The sequence below is a fragment of the Streptococcus thalassemiae genome, assembly GCF_903645285.1.
Classification (GTDB): Bacteria; Bacillota; Bacilli; order Lactobacillales; family Streptococcaceae; genus Streptococcus; species Streptococcus thalassemiae.
In genome coordinates, this window is the sequence record NZ_CAHJXN010000004.1 from 24,446 (window position 1) to 40,905 (window position 16,460).

The 16,460-nt window shown below is 37.6% G+C and carries 20 protein-coding genes and 1 pseudogene; 5 read left to right on the top strand and 16 right to left on the bottom strand.

Annotated elements, in window-relative coordinates; genetic code table 11:
• Window positions 1–11: 11 nt before the first annotated feature.
• The 8 genes from HWX15_RS10270 to dhaK form a co-directional block, all read right to left on the bottom strand.
• Complete coding sequence (locus tag HWX15_RS10270; protein WP_050971588.1) at window positions 12–197, bottom strand: hypothetical protein; 186 nt, start codon at window positions 195–197, stop codon at window positions 12–14.
• A 7-nt stretch (window positions 198–204) separates the two neighbouring features.
• Window positions 205–354, bottom strand: coding sequence for a hypothetical protein (locus tag HWX15_RS07685; RefSeq protein WP_175880748.1), 150 nt, complete (start codon window positions 352–354; stop codon window positions 205–207).
• The gene (locus HWX15_RS10025) at window positions 347–592 is read right to left on the bottom strand and encodes a hypothetical protein (RefSeq protein WP_049521250.1); all 246 of its coding nucleotides are present in this window, start codon (window positions 590–592) and stop codon (window positions 347–349) included. Before HWX15_RS10025 ends, HWX15_RS07685 begins: the two co-directional genes overlap by 8 nt.
• Window positions 593–635: 43 nt before the next feature.
• Complete coding sequence (locus HWX15_RS07690; RefSeq protein ID WP_254867366.1) at window positions 636–935, bottom strand: argininosuccinate lyase; 300 nt, start codon at window positions 933–935, stop codon at window positions 636–638.
• 141 nt (window positions 936–1,076) lie between these two features.
• Window positions 1,077–1,808 carry a hypothetical protein gene (locus HWX15_RS07695; protein WP_175880749.1) on the bottom strand — a complete coding sequence of 244 codons (732 nt, stop codon included), beginning with the start codon at window positions 1,806–1,808 and terminating at the stop codon, window positions 1,077–1,079.
• A 753-nt stretch (window positions 1,809–2,561) separates the two neighbouring features.
• The gene (gene dhaM, locus HWX15_RS07700; protein WP_055356826.1) at window positions 2,562–2,936 is read right to left on the bottom strand and encodes a dihydroxyacetone kinase phosphoryl donor subunit DhaM; all 375 of its coding nucleotides are present in this window, start codon (window positions 2,934–2,936) and stop codon (window positions 2,562–2,564) included.
• On the bottom strand, window positions 2,936–3,511 hold the full coding sequence (gene dhaL, locus HWX15_RS07705; protein WP_175880750.1) for a dihydroxyacetone kinase subunit DhaL: 576 nt from the start codon (window positions 3,509–3,511) through the stop codon (window positions 2,936–2,938). The genes dhaM and dhaL overlap by 1 nt, the downstream gene beginning before the upstream one ends.
• Window positions 3,512–3,532: 21 nt before the next feature.
• Window positions 3,533–4,522, bottom strand: a complete 990-nt coding sequence (gene dhaK, locus HWX15_RS07710) for a dihydroxyacetone kinase subunit DhaK (RefSeq protein ID WP_175880751.1) — start codon at window positions 4,520–4,522, stop codon at window positions 3,533–3,535.
• 153 nt (window positions 4,523–4,675) lie between these two features.
• Here dhaK and dhaS point away from each other — a divergent pair, with 153 nt between their 5' ends.
• Together dhaS and dhaQ are read left to right on the top strand one after the other, a co-directional pair.
• On the top strand, window positions 4,676–5,206 hold the full coding sequence (gene dhaS, locus HWX15_RS07715; protein WP_175880752.1) for a dihydroxyacetone kinase transcriptional activator DhaS: 531 nt from the start codon (window positions 4,676–4,678) through the stop codon (window positions 5,204–5,206).
• Window positions 5,203–6,192, top strand: a complete 990-nt coding sequence (dhaQ, locus tag HWX15_RS07720) for a DhaKLM operon coactivator DhaQ (protein WP_175880753.1) — start codon at window positions 5,203–5,205, stop codon at window positions 6,190–6,192. Before dhaS ends, dhaQ begins: the two co-directional genes overlap by 4 nt.
• A 203-nt stretch (window positions 6,193–6,395) precedes the next feature.
• Here dhaQ and HWX15_RS07725 read toward each other — a convergent pair whose 3' ends face one another.
• From HWX15_RS07725 to HWX15_RS07750, 7 genes and pseudogenes are all read right to left on the bottom strand, one after another.
• Window positions 6,396–6,935, bottom strand: a complete 540-nt coding sequence (locus tag HWX15_RS07725) for a ClbS/DfsB family four-helix bundle protein (RefSeq protein WP_175880754.1) — start codon at window positions 6,933–6,935, stop codon at window positions 6,396–6,398.
• 108 nt (window positions 6,936–7,043) lie between these two features.
• On the bottom strand, window positions 7,044–7,445 hold the full coding sequence (locus HWX15_RS10030; RefSeq protein WP_254867367.1) for a hypothetical protein: 402 nt from the start codon (window positions 7,443–7,445) through the stop codon (window positions 7,044–7,046).
• The gene (locus HWX15_RS07730; protein WP_175880755.1) at window positions 7,420–8,331 is read right to left on the bottom strand and encodes a phosphodiester glycosidase family protein; all 912 of its coding nucleotides are present in this window, start codon (window positions 8,329–8,331) and stop codon (window positions 7,420–7,422) included. The genes HWX15_RS10030 and HWX15_RS07730 overlap by 26 nt, the downstream gene beginning before the upstream one ends.
• A pseudogene (locus HWX15_RS07735) lies at window positions 8,328–9,371 on the bottom strand (glycosyltransferase). The gene HWX15_RS07730 and the pseudogene HWX15_RS07735 overlap by 4 nt, the downstream one beginning before the upstream one ends.
• Window positions 9,372–9,543: 172 nt before the next feature.
• Window positions 9,544–10,038, bottom strand: coding sequence for a YkgJ family cysteine cluster protein (locus tag HWX15_RS07740; protein ID WP_000031476.1), 495 nt, complete (start codon window positions 10,036–10,038; stop codon window positions 9,544–9,546).
• Window positions 10,039–10,173: 135 nt separating this feature from the next.
• Window positions 10,174–11,907 (bottom strand): phosphoenolpyruvate--protein phosphotransferase, encoded by a 1,734-nt coding sequence (gene ptsP, locus HWX15_RS07745; RefSeq protein WP_175880756.1) that lies wholly within the window; start codon window positions 11,905–11,907, stop codon window positions 10,174–10,176.
• A 5-nt stretch (window positions 11,908–11,912) separates the two neighbouring features.
• Entirely contained in the window at window positions 11,913–12,176 is a 264-nt protein-coding gene (locus tag HWX15_RS07750; RefSeq protein ID WP_000146947.1) for a phosphocarrier protein HPr, read from the bottom strand.
• A gap of 349 nt (window positions 12,177–12,525) precedes the next feature.
• Here HWX15_RS07750 and nrdH point away from each other — a divergent pair, with 349 nt between their 5' ends.
• The 3 genes from nrdH (at window position 12,526) to nrdF (ending at window position 16,134) form a co-directional block, all read left to right on the top strand.
• Window positions 12,526–12,744, top strand: coding sequence for a glutaredoxin-like protein NrdH (nrdH, locus tag HWX15_RS07755; protein ID WP_000259249.1), 219 nt, complete (start codon window positions 12,526–12,528; stop codon window positions 12,742–12,744).
• 80 nt (window positions 12,745–12,824) lie between these two features.
• Complete coding sequence (gene nrdE, locus HWX15_RS07760) at window positions 12,825–14,984, top strand: class 1b ribonucleoside-diphosphate reductase subunit alpha (protein ID WP_175880757.1); 2,160 nt, start codon at window positions 12,825–12,827, stop codon at window positions 14,982–14,984.
• A 187-nt stretch (window positions 14,985–15,171) separates the two neighbouring features.
• Window positions 15,172–16,134 carry a class 1b ribonucleoside-diphosphate reductase subunit beta gene (gene nrdF, locus HWX15_RS07765; RefSeq protein ID WP_175880758.1) on the top strand — a complete coding sequence of 321 codons (963 nt, stop codon included), beginning with the start codon at window positions 15,172–15,174 and terminating at the stop codon, window positions 16,132–16,134.
• On the opposite strand, the gene HWX15_RS07770 is transcribed toward nrdF, so the two are convergent.
• Window positions 16,131–16,274 carry a hypothetical protein gene (locus tag HWX15_RS07770; protein WP_050239713.1) on the bottom strand — a complete coding sequence of 48 codons (144 nt, stop codon included), beginning with the start codon at window positions 16,272–16,274 and terminating at the stop codon, window positions 16,131–16,133. The genes nrdF and HWX15_RS07770 overlap by 4 nt on opposite strands.
• Between the last annotated feature and the right edge of the window lie 186 nt (window positions 16,275–16,460).

Here is a 16,460-nt window from a genome sequence, read left to right on the forward strand (position 1 = left end):
TTACAGCACCCTTATCTTTTTTTAAATTTTACATAAACTATCATTGCTATGGTTAAAATCAAAAATATTAAATTAATCATAATGATTAATTTCTTTAGTTCCTCATCAACATGATCATATGCTAAAAAAGTTACAGAGGAAATTAGTAGAAATGCCAAAAATACAATAACAAAAATTTTTTCAATTTTCATACCCATTTTACAATCACCATAAGTCCTTTAAGTTTAGATTTCTGCGATGAATATCATTATTTGCCCAAATTGTTGTGATGGCATCACCAATTGACATCCAAGTTGCAAATCTGTTAATAGCAGAAGTTGCAAAACCTGCTTTATTGATAACAACTTTAATCATCATCGTCTCTATAAAAATATTTTCTATACACTCTTGATAATACCAAAATTAATGTCAATATCATACCAAGAGCCATAATAATGGAATTTATTAGATTTATTTTAGTATGTCCAATCACTAGTCCAATAATTGGACTAGTAGACATGCTTAGATATAATAAAAATAACAAAAAATGAATTTCACCAATTCCTGCAAAAAAATGTTTCATAGCTATAGTTTTATCCCCATAAATATCCATAAAATTTACCGTCTACGATATCTAAACCATATGCAATGGCTCCTCATAATGAGAATACTTCAGCAACAGTAACCGCAATATTAAGAGTATTAGTAATAGTTGCCATACTAACTCCACCAATATATCTTGTTAGAGCACTTCTAACGACTCGGCTCATCATACCACGATTAGCAATTAACTTTTTAATGGCATATGTCTGGTATACTGACATCCCTCCATAAACTGCAGTTGCAGCAATATTATCACGTTTGTTCCACCAGTTACAACCAACACCACCCCCATCAAGATACATCATCTCTTCTTCATCAATCGCAACATAGTTGTTTGGTAATACAAGCTCCATCAAAATACTCCTTTTTTCATACAGCGTGGTTAGGATAGTGTCCTAACGATAGACAACTTCGTTTTTTTCTCTTCGTCAGCTAGATAAGATATCCTTTCACTATTTGATTTTAAAGAGAACTAAGATTTAACCATATCTATCTCATTTCTTATTTTTAAATAACTCATACTCTTTTTCTCTGATAAAGGGAAGTGAGAAATTAGAAAAAATTAGTAGAATTGAAAATAGGTATCCGTCTTTTTGCATTGCTAAAACATAGCCTAAAAATAAATAGACCATCAAATCTAGTACAAAAAGAGAAAATATCCTCCTTTTCATTACCTTACTTTTCTTAAAGATTCTGTTTAATAGAATCTTTATCGTAGTATCTACACAAATTTTTATCAAAAAGATAAGAGCAAATACACGATTAGCAACTGTACCATGAAGAATAAATGGAAATATAGTTAATATAAAACTAGAAATCTCTAAATATTTTATCCAAGGAGATTGAGACATCTTACTTTTAAACTGACTGATTTTCCTATACTCGCTAGCTAATCTAGTATCAAAATCTTTACCAATTATATTAAAGATTAAGAACTCCAGGATAAAAATAACTATTAATACGATATAAGTAGAAACCTTTCCTGGGAAATATTTATTGATTAAAATCGGGAAACTCATTAACAGAATCGAATTTATGGCTAGACAGATAGATACTATTTTATTTTTCGCTGAATATATAGGGAGCGATACTATCGAATAGAGAAACGCTAAAAAAAGAAGCAAGAAATACTCCGTGCTGCTAATTAGCGGAGCCCTTAATGATAAAAATAGATAGACACCCCACACGATGATATGCGCTTTACGAATTGACTCTAGATTACTCATCTACCTACTCCTAATATGCAAAGAGAATCCATTTTTAGCTCACATTCTCTTTCCAACAAGTCATAAACGTTTCATGATATTTCTTTCTTCTACATTAGGTAAAGTTGAAATACATTTTTTGCAAGTGAAAATATAATCGTTATTAAAAATCCCAAAAAGATCTATCCTTCTTCTAGACCTAAACCAAGTCAGATTAAAGATACAAATATAATGATAAGGCTTTATTTTACTTTAGACTACCATAAAACAAGGAATCTTTCAACAAAATTCATTGGTAAAACACTATCCTATACAATTGACAGCTCAAATCTTTCAGAATAGAACAATCCTAACTATCGAATACCCTGATTTCATAAATATCTATGTAATTCTAGACTTAGAATTCCTATAAACTAAATGTTTTCGCACGATTCTAAGCCATTGATTGCCTTAAATTTTAATTTTTGAAGAATTCTAAAGCTAGAATAGTCGTACCATCACAATCATTTTTGAATTATTATACTCAATGAAAATCAAAGAGCAAACTAGGAAACTAGCCGCAGGCTGTACTTGAGTACGGCAAGGCGACGTTGACGTGGTTTGAATTTGATTTTCGAAGAGTATTAACAATTTAGAAACGCTATGATTCCACTCCTTTTACATTAAAAAGGAACTGCCCAAGCAATCCCTTTCTGATTTTGAAATTATTTACTTAAAATTTTATAGTTGAGATAATCAATAGCCCACCTATAAAAAGAGTTATAGTAAAATTTCTTATTTATTGATTTCAAGCTCCGACAACTGTGTTTGAATAACTGACAGTTCTGCACCAGCCTGAAGAAGAGCAGCTGCAGTATAGGCACCTTCTACAATTGGAACCCTATTGATGATGATACTTTTATCACTGAAATCAGCCACTATTTCTAAGTTCATTTTAGCAGAACCTAGGTCAAAAAAGGCTAATAAAGTATCTGCTGGATTTTCGGAAACAACCCTATCTACTTGATCAAAACTTGTTCCAATTCCTCCATCTTCGGTTCCTCCTACATAAGTAATCGGAACATCTTTAGCTACTTCACTAATCAGTTCAACAACACCTTGTGCAATGTGTTTGGAATGTGAAACGATAACAAGACCAATACTTCCCATTAAACCACCCCAGTTTCTAAAAGAGCAGTAAAGAGTAATCCTGATGAGAATGATCCAGGATCAATATGTCCAAGAGAACGTTCTCCTACATAAGATGCCCTTCCTTTAGTTGCAAGTAAATCTTTGGTAGCATTCACTACCTTATCAATAACCTCTTGAGTCAATTGACCAGCAGACAAAGCGGCAATAACAGGAGTCCAAACATCAACCATTGTCTTTTCTCCAACTTCTGCTTTCCCACGTTTGATAATCATATCCAAACCACTTTGTAAGATTTCTTCTAATTTCGAATTTGAATCAGCCTTGGCCATGCCCATAAAAGCAGAGCCATACAAGGGACCAGAAGCACCGCCTACCTTACTCAGTAATTGCATTGAGACAAGTTTAAACACATCACTGTTAGTCTCAAATTGCTTTCCTTCTAAGTTTTCCATAACTGCAGCCATGCCACGCGCCATATTTCCACCGTGGTCTCCATCTCCTATAGGAGTGTCTAACTCACTAAGGTAATCTTTCTGTTCTTGAATCTTTTCATTAAAAAGCTTCATCCATTCAAGAGCTTGTTCAGTATTCATTTGACATTTCCTCCTTGAGTTTTACCAAGCTGGGGTAGTAACAGGTGCATTTAGAGCATCCAACCACTCATCATCTGCCAATCGAATCAATGTTAATGACAAGCCAGCCATATCGATTGATGTCATATAGTTTCCAATTTTCTTAAATGCCAACTCAACACCTTTTTCATGGAGTAATTTAGCCACATCATTTGCAAATACGTATTGTTCCATAAGTGGAGTGCTTCCTAAACCATTGATGAGAAGGCCATAGCGTTCTCCAGCTTTAAGTTGGAAACCTTCAGATAATTTTTCAACCAATTCTGAAGCCAATTGTGCTGAAGGTTGCATTTTCTCTTTCTTATATCCTGGTTCACCGTGGATACCAACTCCATATTCAAATTCATCATCTTCTAGAATAAATCCTGGTTTCCCAACCTCAGGAACGGTTGCTCCAGACAGGGCCAGCCCAATTGTTTTAATTTCTAACACAAGTTTATCGGCCAAGTCCTTCATTTCAGCTAATGATTTACCAGAACGAGCTGCAGCACCCAAAATTTTATGGACTAAAATAGTACCTGCAACACCTCGACGGCCTTGGGTATAGAGACTATTTTCAACAGCGATATCATCATCAACCACAACACTTGCTACATCAATACCTTCCATTTCAGCAAGTTCTTGTGCAATTTCAAAGTTCATAATGTCACCAGAATAGTTCTTGATGACCATGAAAACTCCAGCACCTTCATCAGCTGCCTTAATGGCTTCTAAAATCTGGTCCGGAGTAGGTGAAGTAAAGACTGCTCCACAAATGGCAGCAGACAACATTCCTTCTCCTACAAATCCAGCATGACTTGGTTCATGTCCTGAACCTCCACCAGAAATGAGTCCAACTTTTCCTGTCTTTTCTGCCTTTCTAACGATGACATCAAAACCATCTAAACGTTGAACCAAGTCATCATGCATGAATGACAATCCCTGCAACATTTCATCAACAACTTGTGTCGGTTCATTTATAATTTTTTTCATGAGAAACTCCTTTCGGCATGTACCTTTGTTTTCGCTTTCATTATATATTTTTTACTGCTGGCTGATAAGGGACAGATTCTATTATTTGTCCCCTTTTAAACCCGTTTCAAAATTTTTTTTGGTAAAATGAAGTAAGTAAAAGAAAGGCTTCCTATGGCATCATCACTTATTACAAAAAAACGGATTGCCAAGGCATTTAGAGACCTATTGGCTACTAGAGAATTTGACAAAATCTCTATTGTAGAGATCATGGAATCAGCTGGCATTCGTAGACAGACCTTTTATAATCACTTTCTTGACAAATATGAACTGCTAGACTGGATATTTGAAAATGACTTAACCGAGTATATCACCAATAACTTGGACTTCATTTCAGGCCAAAAACTATTGCAAGAATTATTTTTTTATTTCGAACAAGAGCGTGACTTTTATATTCAACTTTTTGATATTCAAGGGCAAAATAACTTCTATGACCACTTTATCAGCTACTGTCGCTTGCTTGTATCAAAAATTTTAAGAGAATACGGTCAGATTGATATCGATTCATCTGCTTATACTTGTTTTTTGTTAGACTACCATTCACATGCTCTATCAGAAATCGTGAAGGCTTACGTCAATAAAAAAAGTCCAGTTCCACAACCAGACTTTCTAATCATGACAATTATTGGAAAGAAACCACAATGACATTTATTTCAAATCATAAACAGAAAATTATTTCAAGTTACATTTCAGCAACTGTCAGCAGTCATCCTGAATTAGAAAAACACCCTACCTTACCATTAGTCTATCAAAAAAATCGCAATCCTCATCAGGTTCCAATATTGTCGGGTGGGGGTTCCGGTCACGAACCTGCGCATATTGGATATGTGGGAGAAAGAATGCTTACTGCTGCTATCTATGGCCAATTATTTACTCCTCCTACAAGAACTGAAATCTTAGAGTCCATTCGTTTTTTAAACAATGGTCACGGTGTCTTCATCATTGTAAAAAATTTCGAAGCAGACATCAAAGAATTTAGCTCAGCCATTAACACTGCTAGAAAAGAAGGGATTAAAGTTGGCTATAGTCTAGCGCACGACGATATTTCCATTGAACCTCATAATAGATTTCAAATTAGAGGAAGGGGGCTTGCAGGGACTATTTTACTTCATAAAGTTCTAGGATATGCAGCTCAAAATGGTGCTGACATAGAACAACTAACTGATTTAGGTCATGAACTTGCTCCCGAAATCGCAACAATTGGCTTTGCAACGAAAGCTGCTAGTCTCCCCCAAGCCACCCTTCCACTATTTAACTTGGAAGAAGGAAATATTTCTTATGGTATTGGGATACATGGCGAAGAAGGCTATCGTATCGTCCCATTCCAATCATCGGAAATCCTTGCAAATGAAATTATAAGTAAATTAAGATTGCACTATCATTGGAAAAAGGGTGATCAATCTATATTGCTTGTAAATAATTTAGGCACTACCAGCAACCTAGAAATGGGCATATTTCTCAATGATCTCCTTCAACTCTTAGAAATTGAAGGAGTCACTATTACCTTTATAAAATCAGGAACATTTATGACCAGTTTGGATATGGCAGGCATATCCGTAACTCTTTGCCCTGTAAAGAATAAGCAATGGTTAGAAGCGCTCAATGCTCCAACAACAGCTTTTGCATGGTAATTTGCTTGTATAACTCAAAAGGGCTACATCACTTGATGGCCCTTTGTTTTTATCTTATACTCAATGAAAATCAAAAAGCAAACTAGGAAACTAGCCGCAGGCTGTACTTGAGTACGGCAAGGCGACGTTGACGCAGTTTGAATTTGATTTTCGAAGAGTATTACGTTTAAAAGAACTCATTCTTGCAATTTCAAATAGGCCATCTATCCCTTACAATTCTTCCGGTGAGCTTTGAGTTTTTTTAGAGCCCAATCATAATGACTGGAGGTGCTACTGACAAAGTAGGAACCTAGACTTGTCCCTCCCGTCCACTTATAGATACCTTTGGTAAAGAGTTCGTCATTGCTAAAAACTTCTATCAACTCTAAAACCTCCCTATGTGATTGTTCTAGGAGTCTAGTCGCTTCTTCTAAGGAGGTTTTCTGGTGCTTTTTCCAAAAAGCGACATTCATCTCCCCATAAGTTTTCCAATTATAAGGTTCAGGGAGAAAAGGTTTTTCGTGACCTTCTTGATTAGAATATACCCAAGTCGAAAGTAACTGATGCCATTCATAAAGATGAATCAGGACATCCCGTAGATTTTTATCCCTTTTCCAGTGAGCTTCTTTTTTCTTTGGGTCTCTTGAAAAATCAAAAGGAGTCTGTAGCTCATCTTCACTTAGTTGGGAGATGAAACGATTGAGCTTTTCATAATTTTCCTTAGAGGCTAATACTAGTTCCTCTTTCGTTCTCGATCTAGGCACAGAGTTCTCCCTTCATTTTCAAGTAAGTTGAGGTGTTTTCTTACTTCATTATACCACAATAAAACTGGCTGTTTCTCTCAACAACCAGTTTTTTCACTTTTAAGCTAATTACTTACTGTTTTTCTTCTGAAAGAAAAGTGATACTATGGTTAAGATAGCAAAAGCTATACCAACATACCAGTAGGGTTGATCTAGGGTCGTTGAACGACCTGATAGATTGACGATTCCGCGAAAAAGCATACCAGTTGTTAGAACAGCTACTGACGAGTTCCATAAGTTTAGACTGATTCGCCCTAAGTTTGGAATGATTTTCAACAGTAATGCCAGAATAATGCCCCCTACTAGAGGGACTACAAAAAGATAGTGCATATGAAGGGAGATTTCCCCAAAACTGAAAGACTCGTAGATATGGCTAAATACTAAAAAGAAAATAGTAAGAATGCTATAGCTGACTAGCGTCTTTTGGAGGCGTTTGTTTTTATTTTTAGTAACCGATGTAGACAATATCACTCACCGCCCTTTCTGATATTTTGCTTCCACCTGTAGTCGGTTTATTGATTACCTGACCATTACAGTAGAGAGTTGAAGAACCTCCACCATCTAGGTTGTAGGCCGTCTTCACTTCGTAAGATTTCATCACTTCTGCCATCTGGTAAAGAGACAAGCCCTTGCTCTCCGAAGTACGACCATCTGAAACAACAATGATATAGTGGTTTTCATCGATAATTCCAATAGCTGTACGAGGATTTGAAGCCATAGCCTGACCAACTTCTGTATTGATACCGACAGAAATCTCACCGTTTTCAACTAGAGACGGACCAAATGCCAGTAGATTAACTACACCATCTTGAACTAACTGGTTAGCTGTGATTTGCTTCTCGTAAATGATTTTAAAAGAGCCATCCTTGTAAATGGCAAGGTCACCATTACTGGCGTCTTCACGGACACTATCCCGATAGACGACACCATTACGGATAACATAACCTGAGCTATTAGCTCCATAGTAGTCGCCATTGACAGCTAAAATAGCATTGTTTTCAGCTGCTGTCACGGAGGTTTTGGCTGTGACGTTGGTTCCATAGGAGTTTTGAGCTAGGGCTGTTTTCAGATAATCTGCAGAGCTCAGAGTCACATCCGCCACATAGATTTGCGTATCATTCACCGTCTTTTCAGTTAGATTGACACTGATATTTCCATCTGAATAGCTGGTATCCGTTACTTGGGCATTTTTTGCTGCTTGACTTGCTACTGCTGTGTTAAATGTCGAGTTACTATTAGATACAGTGGAGATAGTCTCCGCTAGTACAAATGTCTTTAACATCGAATAGGTAAAGGAACTTGTCAGAAGCAAGCCAAAGACCGAGGCGTATAGATAAGCTTTCTTAAAAAATTTCATACTGGATAACAAGTCCTTTCTTTGAAAATAAATCGTGTCTGAACAGTCCAAGATACCATAAAGAGAAGCATTCCTACAAAAATTTTAGCCATGAATAAATTGATTCCGAAACCTGTATTAAAAAGGCTAATTAGGAGAGTATCTAAGAAAAAGAGAACAACAGACAAGGTTAAATAACCTGCACCTGTTTTTAAATTACTTGCTTTATTTTTAAATACCAATTTTTTATTAGTCGAAAAGTTGAAGATAGAGCTGGTCACACGAGCCAGCCCATTTGATAGGAGGAGGTGTAAACCTGATGGAATAAAGCTTAAGAAAAGAATCGAAAAAACATAAACTAGATAATCCACGATAAAACTACTCAATGATGAAAGAGCGAATTTCAAAATGTTTTTGTAAATTATTAAACCATCTCAAATAGGTCGAAAGTGAGAAGCTTGATTGTCGTTTATATAGACTGTTTCAATAGGAACTTCCAAAATCGGATATTGCTTGCTGGCTTCCAATAGCATATTCATTTCGTACTCATAGCGTTGGCCTTCCACTTCCATCATAAAAGGAATCAAGTCTGTCGTGAAAGCACGAAGTCCTGTCTGTGTATCTGAAACTGCTACGCCTGTTTGGATTTTAAATAAGATACGTGTCAAGCTATTTCCAAAGCGACTACGCAAGGGAACCTTACCAGTAAAAGCACGAACACCAAGAACCAAAGTGCTAGGATTTTCGTTGGCCTTGTTACTAGTGCGGAGTATGTCCCAAATCTTGTGTTGACCATCCGCATCTGCTGTAACGATAGTTCCAGGCATCTTGAGGGATTGAATGTAAGCAAAAGCTGTTTTCAAAGCCTGACCCTTACCTTGATTGACCTGATGACGAAGTACAGTACCATAGTTTTCAGCCTGAGCAAATATTTCTTTACATTCAGGAGAACTACCATCATCAATTACAATGATAGAAAAATCACCCTTCTTGTGAATTTTTTCAATCAGTGTTAGCAGATTAAAATCAGGTTGATAAGCTGGAATAACTAGATAATTCATAGCTGTACCTCTTTCTTTTTGTTTGTATAAGTATACGTTCACTTGCTTAAAAAATCCTTATAACTGCTTTTTTATAAAAATAAATTGATGATTTCTCAAAAATAGACCATAAAGAGAAAACTCCATAGAAATGATTTCTACAGAGTTAGAACAGTATCTTTATAATAAATCTCTACAACTTATCCTTTAATTTCTCAACAAAGAGATAGGCTGCTGGACAGGTCAAAGTATTCTTAATCGTCAAATGGTTGATTTGATGAATCTTTTTGCGGTCAGTATGAGGGAATTCACGACAGGCCTTTGGACGAACATCATAGATAGAACAGAGATTATCTCCTCCTAAAAATGGGCAAGGCATGGATTTGAAAACCTTGTCTCCATCTTCATCCACCTGCAGAAACTCCGCTTCAAAAGCAGGTAATTTCATCTTAAAATACTTGGCAATACGAGTAATATCCGCTTCTTTAAAATCAGGTCCCAATGTCTTGCAACAGTTAGCACATGCAGTACAATCAATCTCCGCAAAGACTTCTTGGTGAATCTGCTGGGCTATCTTATCTAGATTTTTTGGTGGCTTTTTCTTTAGATTGGCTAAAACTTTTCGATGCTCCTTCTGTTTTTGCAAGGCTAGCTGATGGTAATACTCAATATCAATTTCTTTAGACATGGTTTCTCTCTTATTCTATTTGTTTCCCCCTATTATATCATGCCTCTGACTCATTGAAAAGTAGACTTTATCGAACCATGCTTTTCTAAAATACGTCAAAAAACCTTGCAACTAGGTTACAAGGTTGATCACACATTAATCGAAATTAACGTATTCTTTTTGAAGTTCAAGCACTTCTTCCATTGTTGAACACTCTGTAAGGGCACGGTTAGCGTACTCTTCCATCTTAGCAGTATCCAATTTCTTCATCAAGCTACGTGTACGAAGGACAGATGTTGCTGACATAGAGAATTCATCCAAGCCCATTCCGACAAGAAGTGGAACAGCTGTTTGGTCACCAGCCATCTCACCACACATACCAGCCCATTTACCTTCAGAGTGAGCTGCCTTGATAACGTTGTTGATCAAGCGAAGGATTGATGGGTTATATGGTTGGTAAAGGTATGAAACTTGCTCGTTCATACGGTCTGCTGCCATTGTATATTGGATCAAGTCGTTTGTACCAATTGAGAAGAAGTCAACTTCTTTAGCAAATTGGTCTGCAAGCATCGCTGCTGCAGGGATTTCAATCATGATACCAACTTGGATGTCATCCGCAACTGCAACTCCTTCAGCAAGAAGGTTTGCTTTTTCTTCATCAAAGACTGCTTTAGCTGCACGGAATTCTTTCAAAAGGGCAACCATTGGGAACATGATACGCAATTGACCATGAACAGAAGCACGAAGAAGGGCACGGATTTGTGTACGGAACATTGCATCTCCAGTTTCAGAAATAGAGATACGAAGGGCACGGAATCCAAGGAATGGGTTCATTTCATGTGGCATATCGAAGTAAGGAAGTTCCTTATCTCCACCGATATCCATTGTACGAACAACCACTGGTTTACCATTCATTCCCTCAAGAACAGCCTTGTATGCTTCATACTGCTCGTCTTCTGTTGGGAAATCTTGAGAATCCATGTACAAGAACTCTGTACGGTAAAGTCCAACAGCTTCTGCACCGTTGTTGTTAACACCTTCAACGTCTTTTGGAGTACCAATGTTAGCGGCCAACTCGAAGTGTTTACCGTCAGCAGTCACTGTTTGAGCATCTTTCAAAAGGGCCCATTCAGCTTTTTGTTTAGCATAAGCTTCACCAGCTGCTTTAAATTCTGCCGCTTGTTCATCTGTTGGGTTGATAATCACTTCACCAGTAATTCCGTTAACGGCAAGGATATCACCGTCTTTCACCACTTCAGTGATGTTATTTGTCCCCAATACAGCTGCAATTTCAAGTGTACGTGCCATGATAGCTGAGTGGCTTGTACGTCCACCGATGTTTGTTACAAAAGCTTTTACAAAGTTTTTGTCCAATTGAGCTGTATCAGATGGTGTCAAGTCATGCGCAATCACGATTACTTCTTCGTTGATAGAAGCTGGGTTTGGCAATTTCTTACCAAGAAGATTTGCCAAGACACGTTTTGTCACGTCGCGGATATCCGCTGCACGTTCTTGCATGTATGGGTTGTCTTCCATACCTTCAAAGATAGTGATGAACATGTCAGTCACTTCTTTAAGACCTGCTTCTGCGTTGACTTTCTTAGCACGAATTGTTTCTTTAATCTGACCAATCAATTCTGGGTCAGAAAGAACCATCAAATGAGCGTCAAAAACTTGAGCCGCTTCTTCACCAAGCGTACCTACAGCTTTCTCGCGGATAAGAGAAAGCTCGTTTTGAGAAGCTTCAAGAGCAACATCCAAACGAGCCTCTTCTGCGTTTGTATCTTCGACTGAAATAGTCTCGAATGACAAATCCGGTTGAACGAGTAGATATGCTTTTGCAACTGCAACACCGTCAGATGCTGCGATTCCTTTAAGCATTTCTGTCATTTCCCTTATGCCAATCCTTCTTTTTCCATTGTTTCTGAGATTGCAGCGATAGCGTCATCTGCATCTGCACCTTCAGCTGAGATAGTTACGTCAGCACCTTGGCCAACACCAAGACTCATAACACCCATAATTGATTTAAGGTTAACTGATTTACCTTTGTACTCAAGAGTGATATCTGAAGCAAATTTGCTAGCAGTTTGTACCAACAATGTTGCTGGACGTGCGTGAATACCTGTTTCTGCCACTACGTGGAAATCTTTAGAAGCCATAGTTTGACTCTCCTTTTGTTCTTTCTTTTTTGAGTTATATGTGATAACCCTTACAATTTGGTATTATATCATCTTCTAGGATTTTTTTCAAGCATTTTCTGGATTTTCCTTCAATTTCCTTTCAGATAACTTGCTGAAAATCTTCTGTCCTAGATAACAAAACACAGGATATAGTTTCTTTAAAAACAGTTTATAGGATAATCATTGCTGTTTTACAAAACAAACACTACATATTGTGTTTTGTGAGCTTGAGTAGAAAAATTGACCACTATATTTAGTTCAAATCATTGACAAAATTTTATTTTCTGATATACTAAGATAGTATTAAATTTTGAAGAGGAGTTACACAATGGTAACCGTTTATTCTAAAAACAATTGTGTCCAATGTAAAATGACCAAGCGTTTCTTGGACAGTAATAATGTCTCTTATCGTGAAATCAATCTTGATGAGCAACCTGAGTACGTCGATCAAGTTAAAGAGCTCGGTTTTAGCGCAGCTCCTGTTATCCAAACACCAACTGAAGTCTTTTCAGGTTTCCAACCAGGAAAACTGAAACAATTAGCATAATCTTAGTACATCATCCAGAAGAAACTGCTTTTAGGGCTAACTTAGAAGCCTTTCTTTTGTAATTAGATAAGGGAAATTTTATGGGATTAAAACATCTTGAAGACGTGACTTACTTCCGTCTTAATAACGAAATTAACCGTCCTGTTAATGGACAAATCATGCTTCATAAAGATAAGGAAGCCTTGGATGCTTTCTTTAAAGAAAATGTAGTTCCAAACACTATGGTTTTTGATTCAATCAAAGACAAAATCAATTACCTCATTGAACACAACTACATCGAAACAGCCTTTATCAAGAAATACCGTCCAGAGTTCTTGGAAGAATTGGCTCAATTTATCAAAGACCAAAACTTCCAATTCAAGTCATTCATGGCAGCTTATAAATTTTACAATCAATATGCCTTAAAGACTAATGACGGTGAATACTATCTTGAAAATATGGAAGACCGTGTCTTCTTCAACGCCCTTTATTTCGCTGATGGGAATGAAGCTGTTGCAATCGATATTGCCAATGAAATCATCCACCAACGCTACCAACCTGCTACTCCTTCCTTCTTAAATGCTGGACGTGCTCGCCGTGGTGAATTGGTATCATGTTTCTTGATTCAGGTAACAGATGATATGAACTCTATCGGACGTTCTATCAACTCTGCTCTTCAACTTTCACGTATCGGTGGAGGTGTGGGTATTACCCTCAGCAACCTTCGTGAAGCTGGTGCACCTATCAAAGGCTACGAAGGAGCAGCTTCTGGTGTCGTACCAGTCATGAAACTCTTCGAAGACAGCTTCTCTTACTCTAACCAATTGGGGCAACGTCAAGGTGCTGGGGTGGTTTACCTCAACGTCTTCCACCCAGATATTATCGCCTTCCTTTCAACTAAGAAAGAAAACGCCGATGAAAAAGTTCGTGTCAAAACCCTATCACTTGGTGTTGTAGTACCAGATAAATTCTACGAATTAGCACGTAAAAATGAAGAAATGTACCTCTTCAGCCCTTACTCTGTAGAAAAAGAATACAGTGTGCCATTCAACTACATCGACATTACTGAAAAATACGATGAATTGGTCGCAAATCCAAATATCCGCAAGACAAAAATCAAGGCGCGTGATTTAGAAACTGAAATCTCTAAATTGCAACAAGAGTCTGGCTACCCTTATGTCGTCAACATTGATACGGCTAACCGTGCAAACCCTGTTGATGGAAAGATTATCATGAGTAACTTGTGTTCTGAGATTCTTCAAGTCCAAGAACCAAGCTTGATCAACGATGCTCAAGAATTCCTTCAAATGGGTACTGATATCTCATGTAACCTTGGTTCAACCAACGTAGTCAATATGATGACTTCACCTGACTTTGGTCGCTCTATTCGAGCAATGGTACGTGCCTTAACCTTTGTAACAGACAGTTCTCACATCGTAGCAGTTCCTACTATCGATAATGGAAATAGCAAGGCTCATACCTTTGGTCTTGGTGCTATGGGGCTTCATAGCTACTTAGCTCAACAATTGATTGAATATGGATCTGCTGAGTCTGTTGAATTCACTAGCATCTACTTTATGCTTATGAATTATTGGACCTTAGTTGAGTCAAATAATATTGCGCGTGAACGTGGTATCACCTTCCACAACTTTGAAAAATCAGACTACGCTAAGGGAAGCTACTTCGACAAGTATGTAACTGGCGAATTTGTTCCAAAATCAGACCGTGTTAAAGAACTCTTCAAAGATGTCTTTATCCCAAGTGCTGCTGACTGGGCTGAATTGCGCGACAAGGTTCAAGCAGATGGTCTTTACCACCAAAACCGCCTTGCTGTAGCGCCAAATGGTTCTATCAGTTACATCAATGACGTTTCGGCTTCTATCCACCCGATTACGCAACGTATCGAAGAGCGTCAAGAAAAGAAAATCGGTAAAATCTACTATCCTGCTGCTGGCTTGTCAACAGAAACCATTCCTTACTACACTTCTGCTTATGACATGGATATGCGTAAGGTGATTGATGTCTATGCTGCTGCAACTGAGCACGTGGACCAAGGACTTTCACTCACTCTCTTCATGCGCAGTGACATTCCAAAAGGTCTTTACGAATGGAAGAAAGAAAATAAACAAACGACACGTGACTTGTCTATCCTTCGTAACTACGCCTTTAACAAGGGTATCAAGTCTATCTACTACGTCCGTACCTTTACAGATGATGGTGGAGAAGTCGGTGCCAACCAATGTGAAAGCTGTGTAATTTAGTTTCTAGCATAGAAACACTATTTTTCCCTAAGCAGCACTGATAAAATCAAATCTACTATGTCATAACATAATTTATGTAACATTTTAAAAGTCGGGCTTCCGACTTTTTGTGCGATACTCCTATAGAATTATGATAAAATAGAGATAATTGTGAGTTCGCAATACTAAACACAGAAAGAGATTTCAAATGGAAACTTACTACAAAGCCATTAACTGGAATGCCATCGAAGATGTCATCGATAAATCAACTTGGGAAAAGTTGACAGAGCAATTCTGGCTCGATACACGTATTCCCTTGTCAAACGACTTGGATGACTGGAGAAAGCTATCTAACAAAGAGAAAGACTTGGTCGGAAAAGTCTTTGGTGGTTTAACCCTTCTGGACACCATGCAATCTGAAACAGGTGTTCAAGCCCTTCGCGCAGACATCCGTACACCACATGAAGAAGCTGTTTTCAATAACATCCAATTTATGGAATCTGTTCACGCTAAATCTTACTCTTCAATCTTTTCTACCTTAAATACTAAGGCTGAGATCGAAGAAATTTTCGAATGGACCAATACCAATCCTTACCTACAAAATAAGGCTGAGATTGTCAACGAAATCTACCTAAACGGTAGCCCACTTGAAAAGAAAGTTGCTAGCGTTTTCCTAGAAACCTTCCTCTTCTATTCAGGTTTCTTCACTCCCCTCTACTATCTTGGTAACAACAAACTTGCCAACGTTGCGGAAATCATCAAATTGATTATTCGTGATGAATCTGTTCACGGAACCTACATTGGTTACAAATTCCAACTTGGTTTCAATGAATTACCTGAAGAAGAGCAAGAAAAGCTAAAAGAATGGATGTACGACTTACTCTATACTCTTTATGAAAATGAAGAAGGCTACACAGAGAGCCTCTATGACGGTGTTGGTTGGACGGAAGAAGTTAAAACCTTCCTTCGTTACAATGCTAACAAGGCACTCATGAACCTGGGACAAGATCCACTCTTCCCAGATTCAGCTGATGATGTCAACCCAATCGTTATGAACGGTATTTCAACAGGAACTTCCAACCACGACTTCTTCTCTCAAGTCGGAAATGGTTACCTTCTTGGCGAAGTTGAAGCCATGCAAGACGATGATTACAACTACGGTTTAGACTAATACTCTTCGAAAATCTCTTCAAACCACGTCAGCTTCGCCTTGCCGTAGATAAGACTGACTTCGTCAGTCTTATCTACAACCTCAAAACTGTGTTTTGAGCAACCTACGGCTAGCTTCCTAGTTTGCTCTTTGATTTTCATTGAGTATAATTCTCCACCACTCTTAACCATCAAAAAGTAAACTAGAAACAACAAAATAATAACTTAATAAAAATATCGAAAGTTTTGAAAATAAACCTCGATATTTTTGTTTTTGTTTTATTTTGTTGTTTTTGTATTTGAATGATGAGCTAGTTTATGGTAAGATAGTAGTAGGAAACGAGGTGA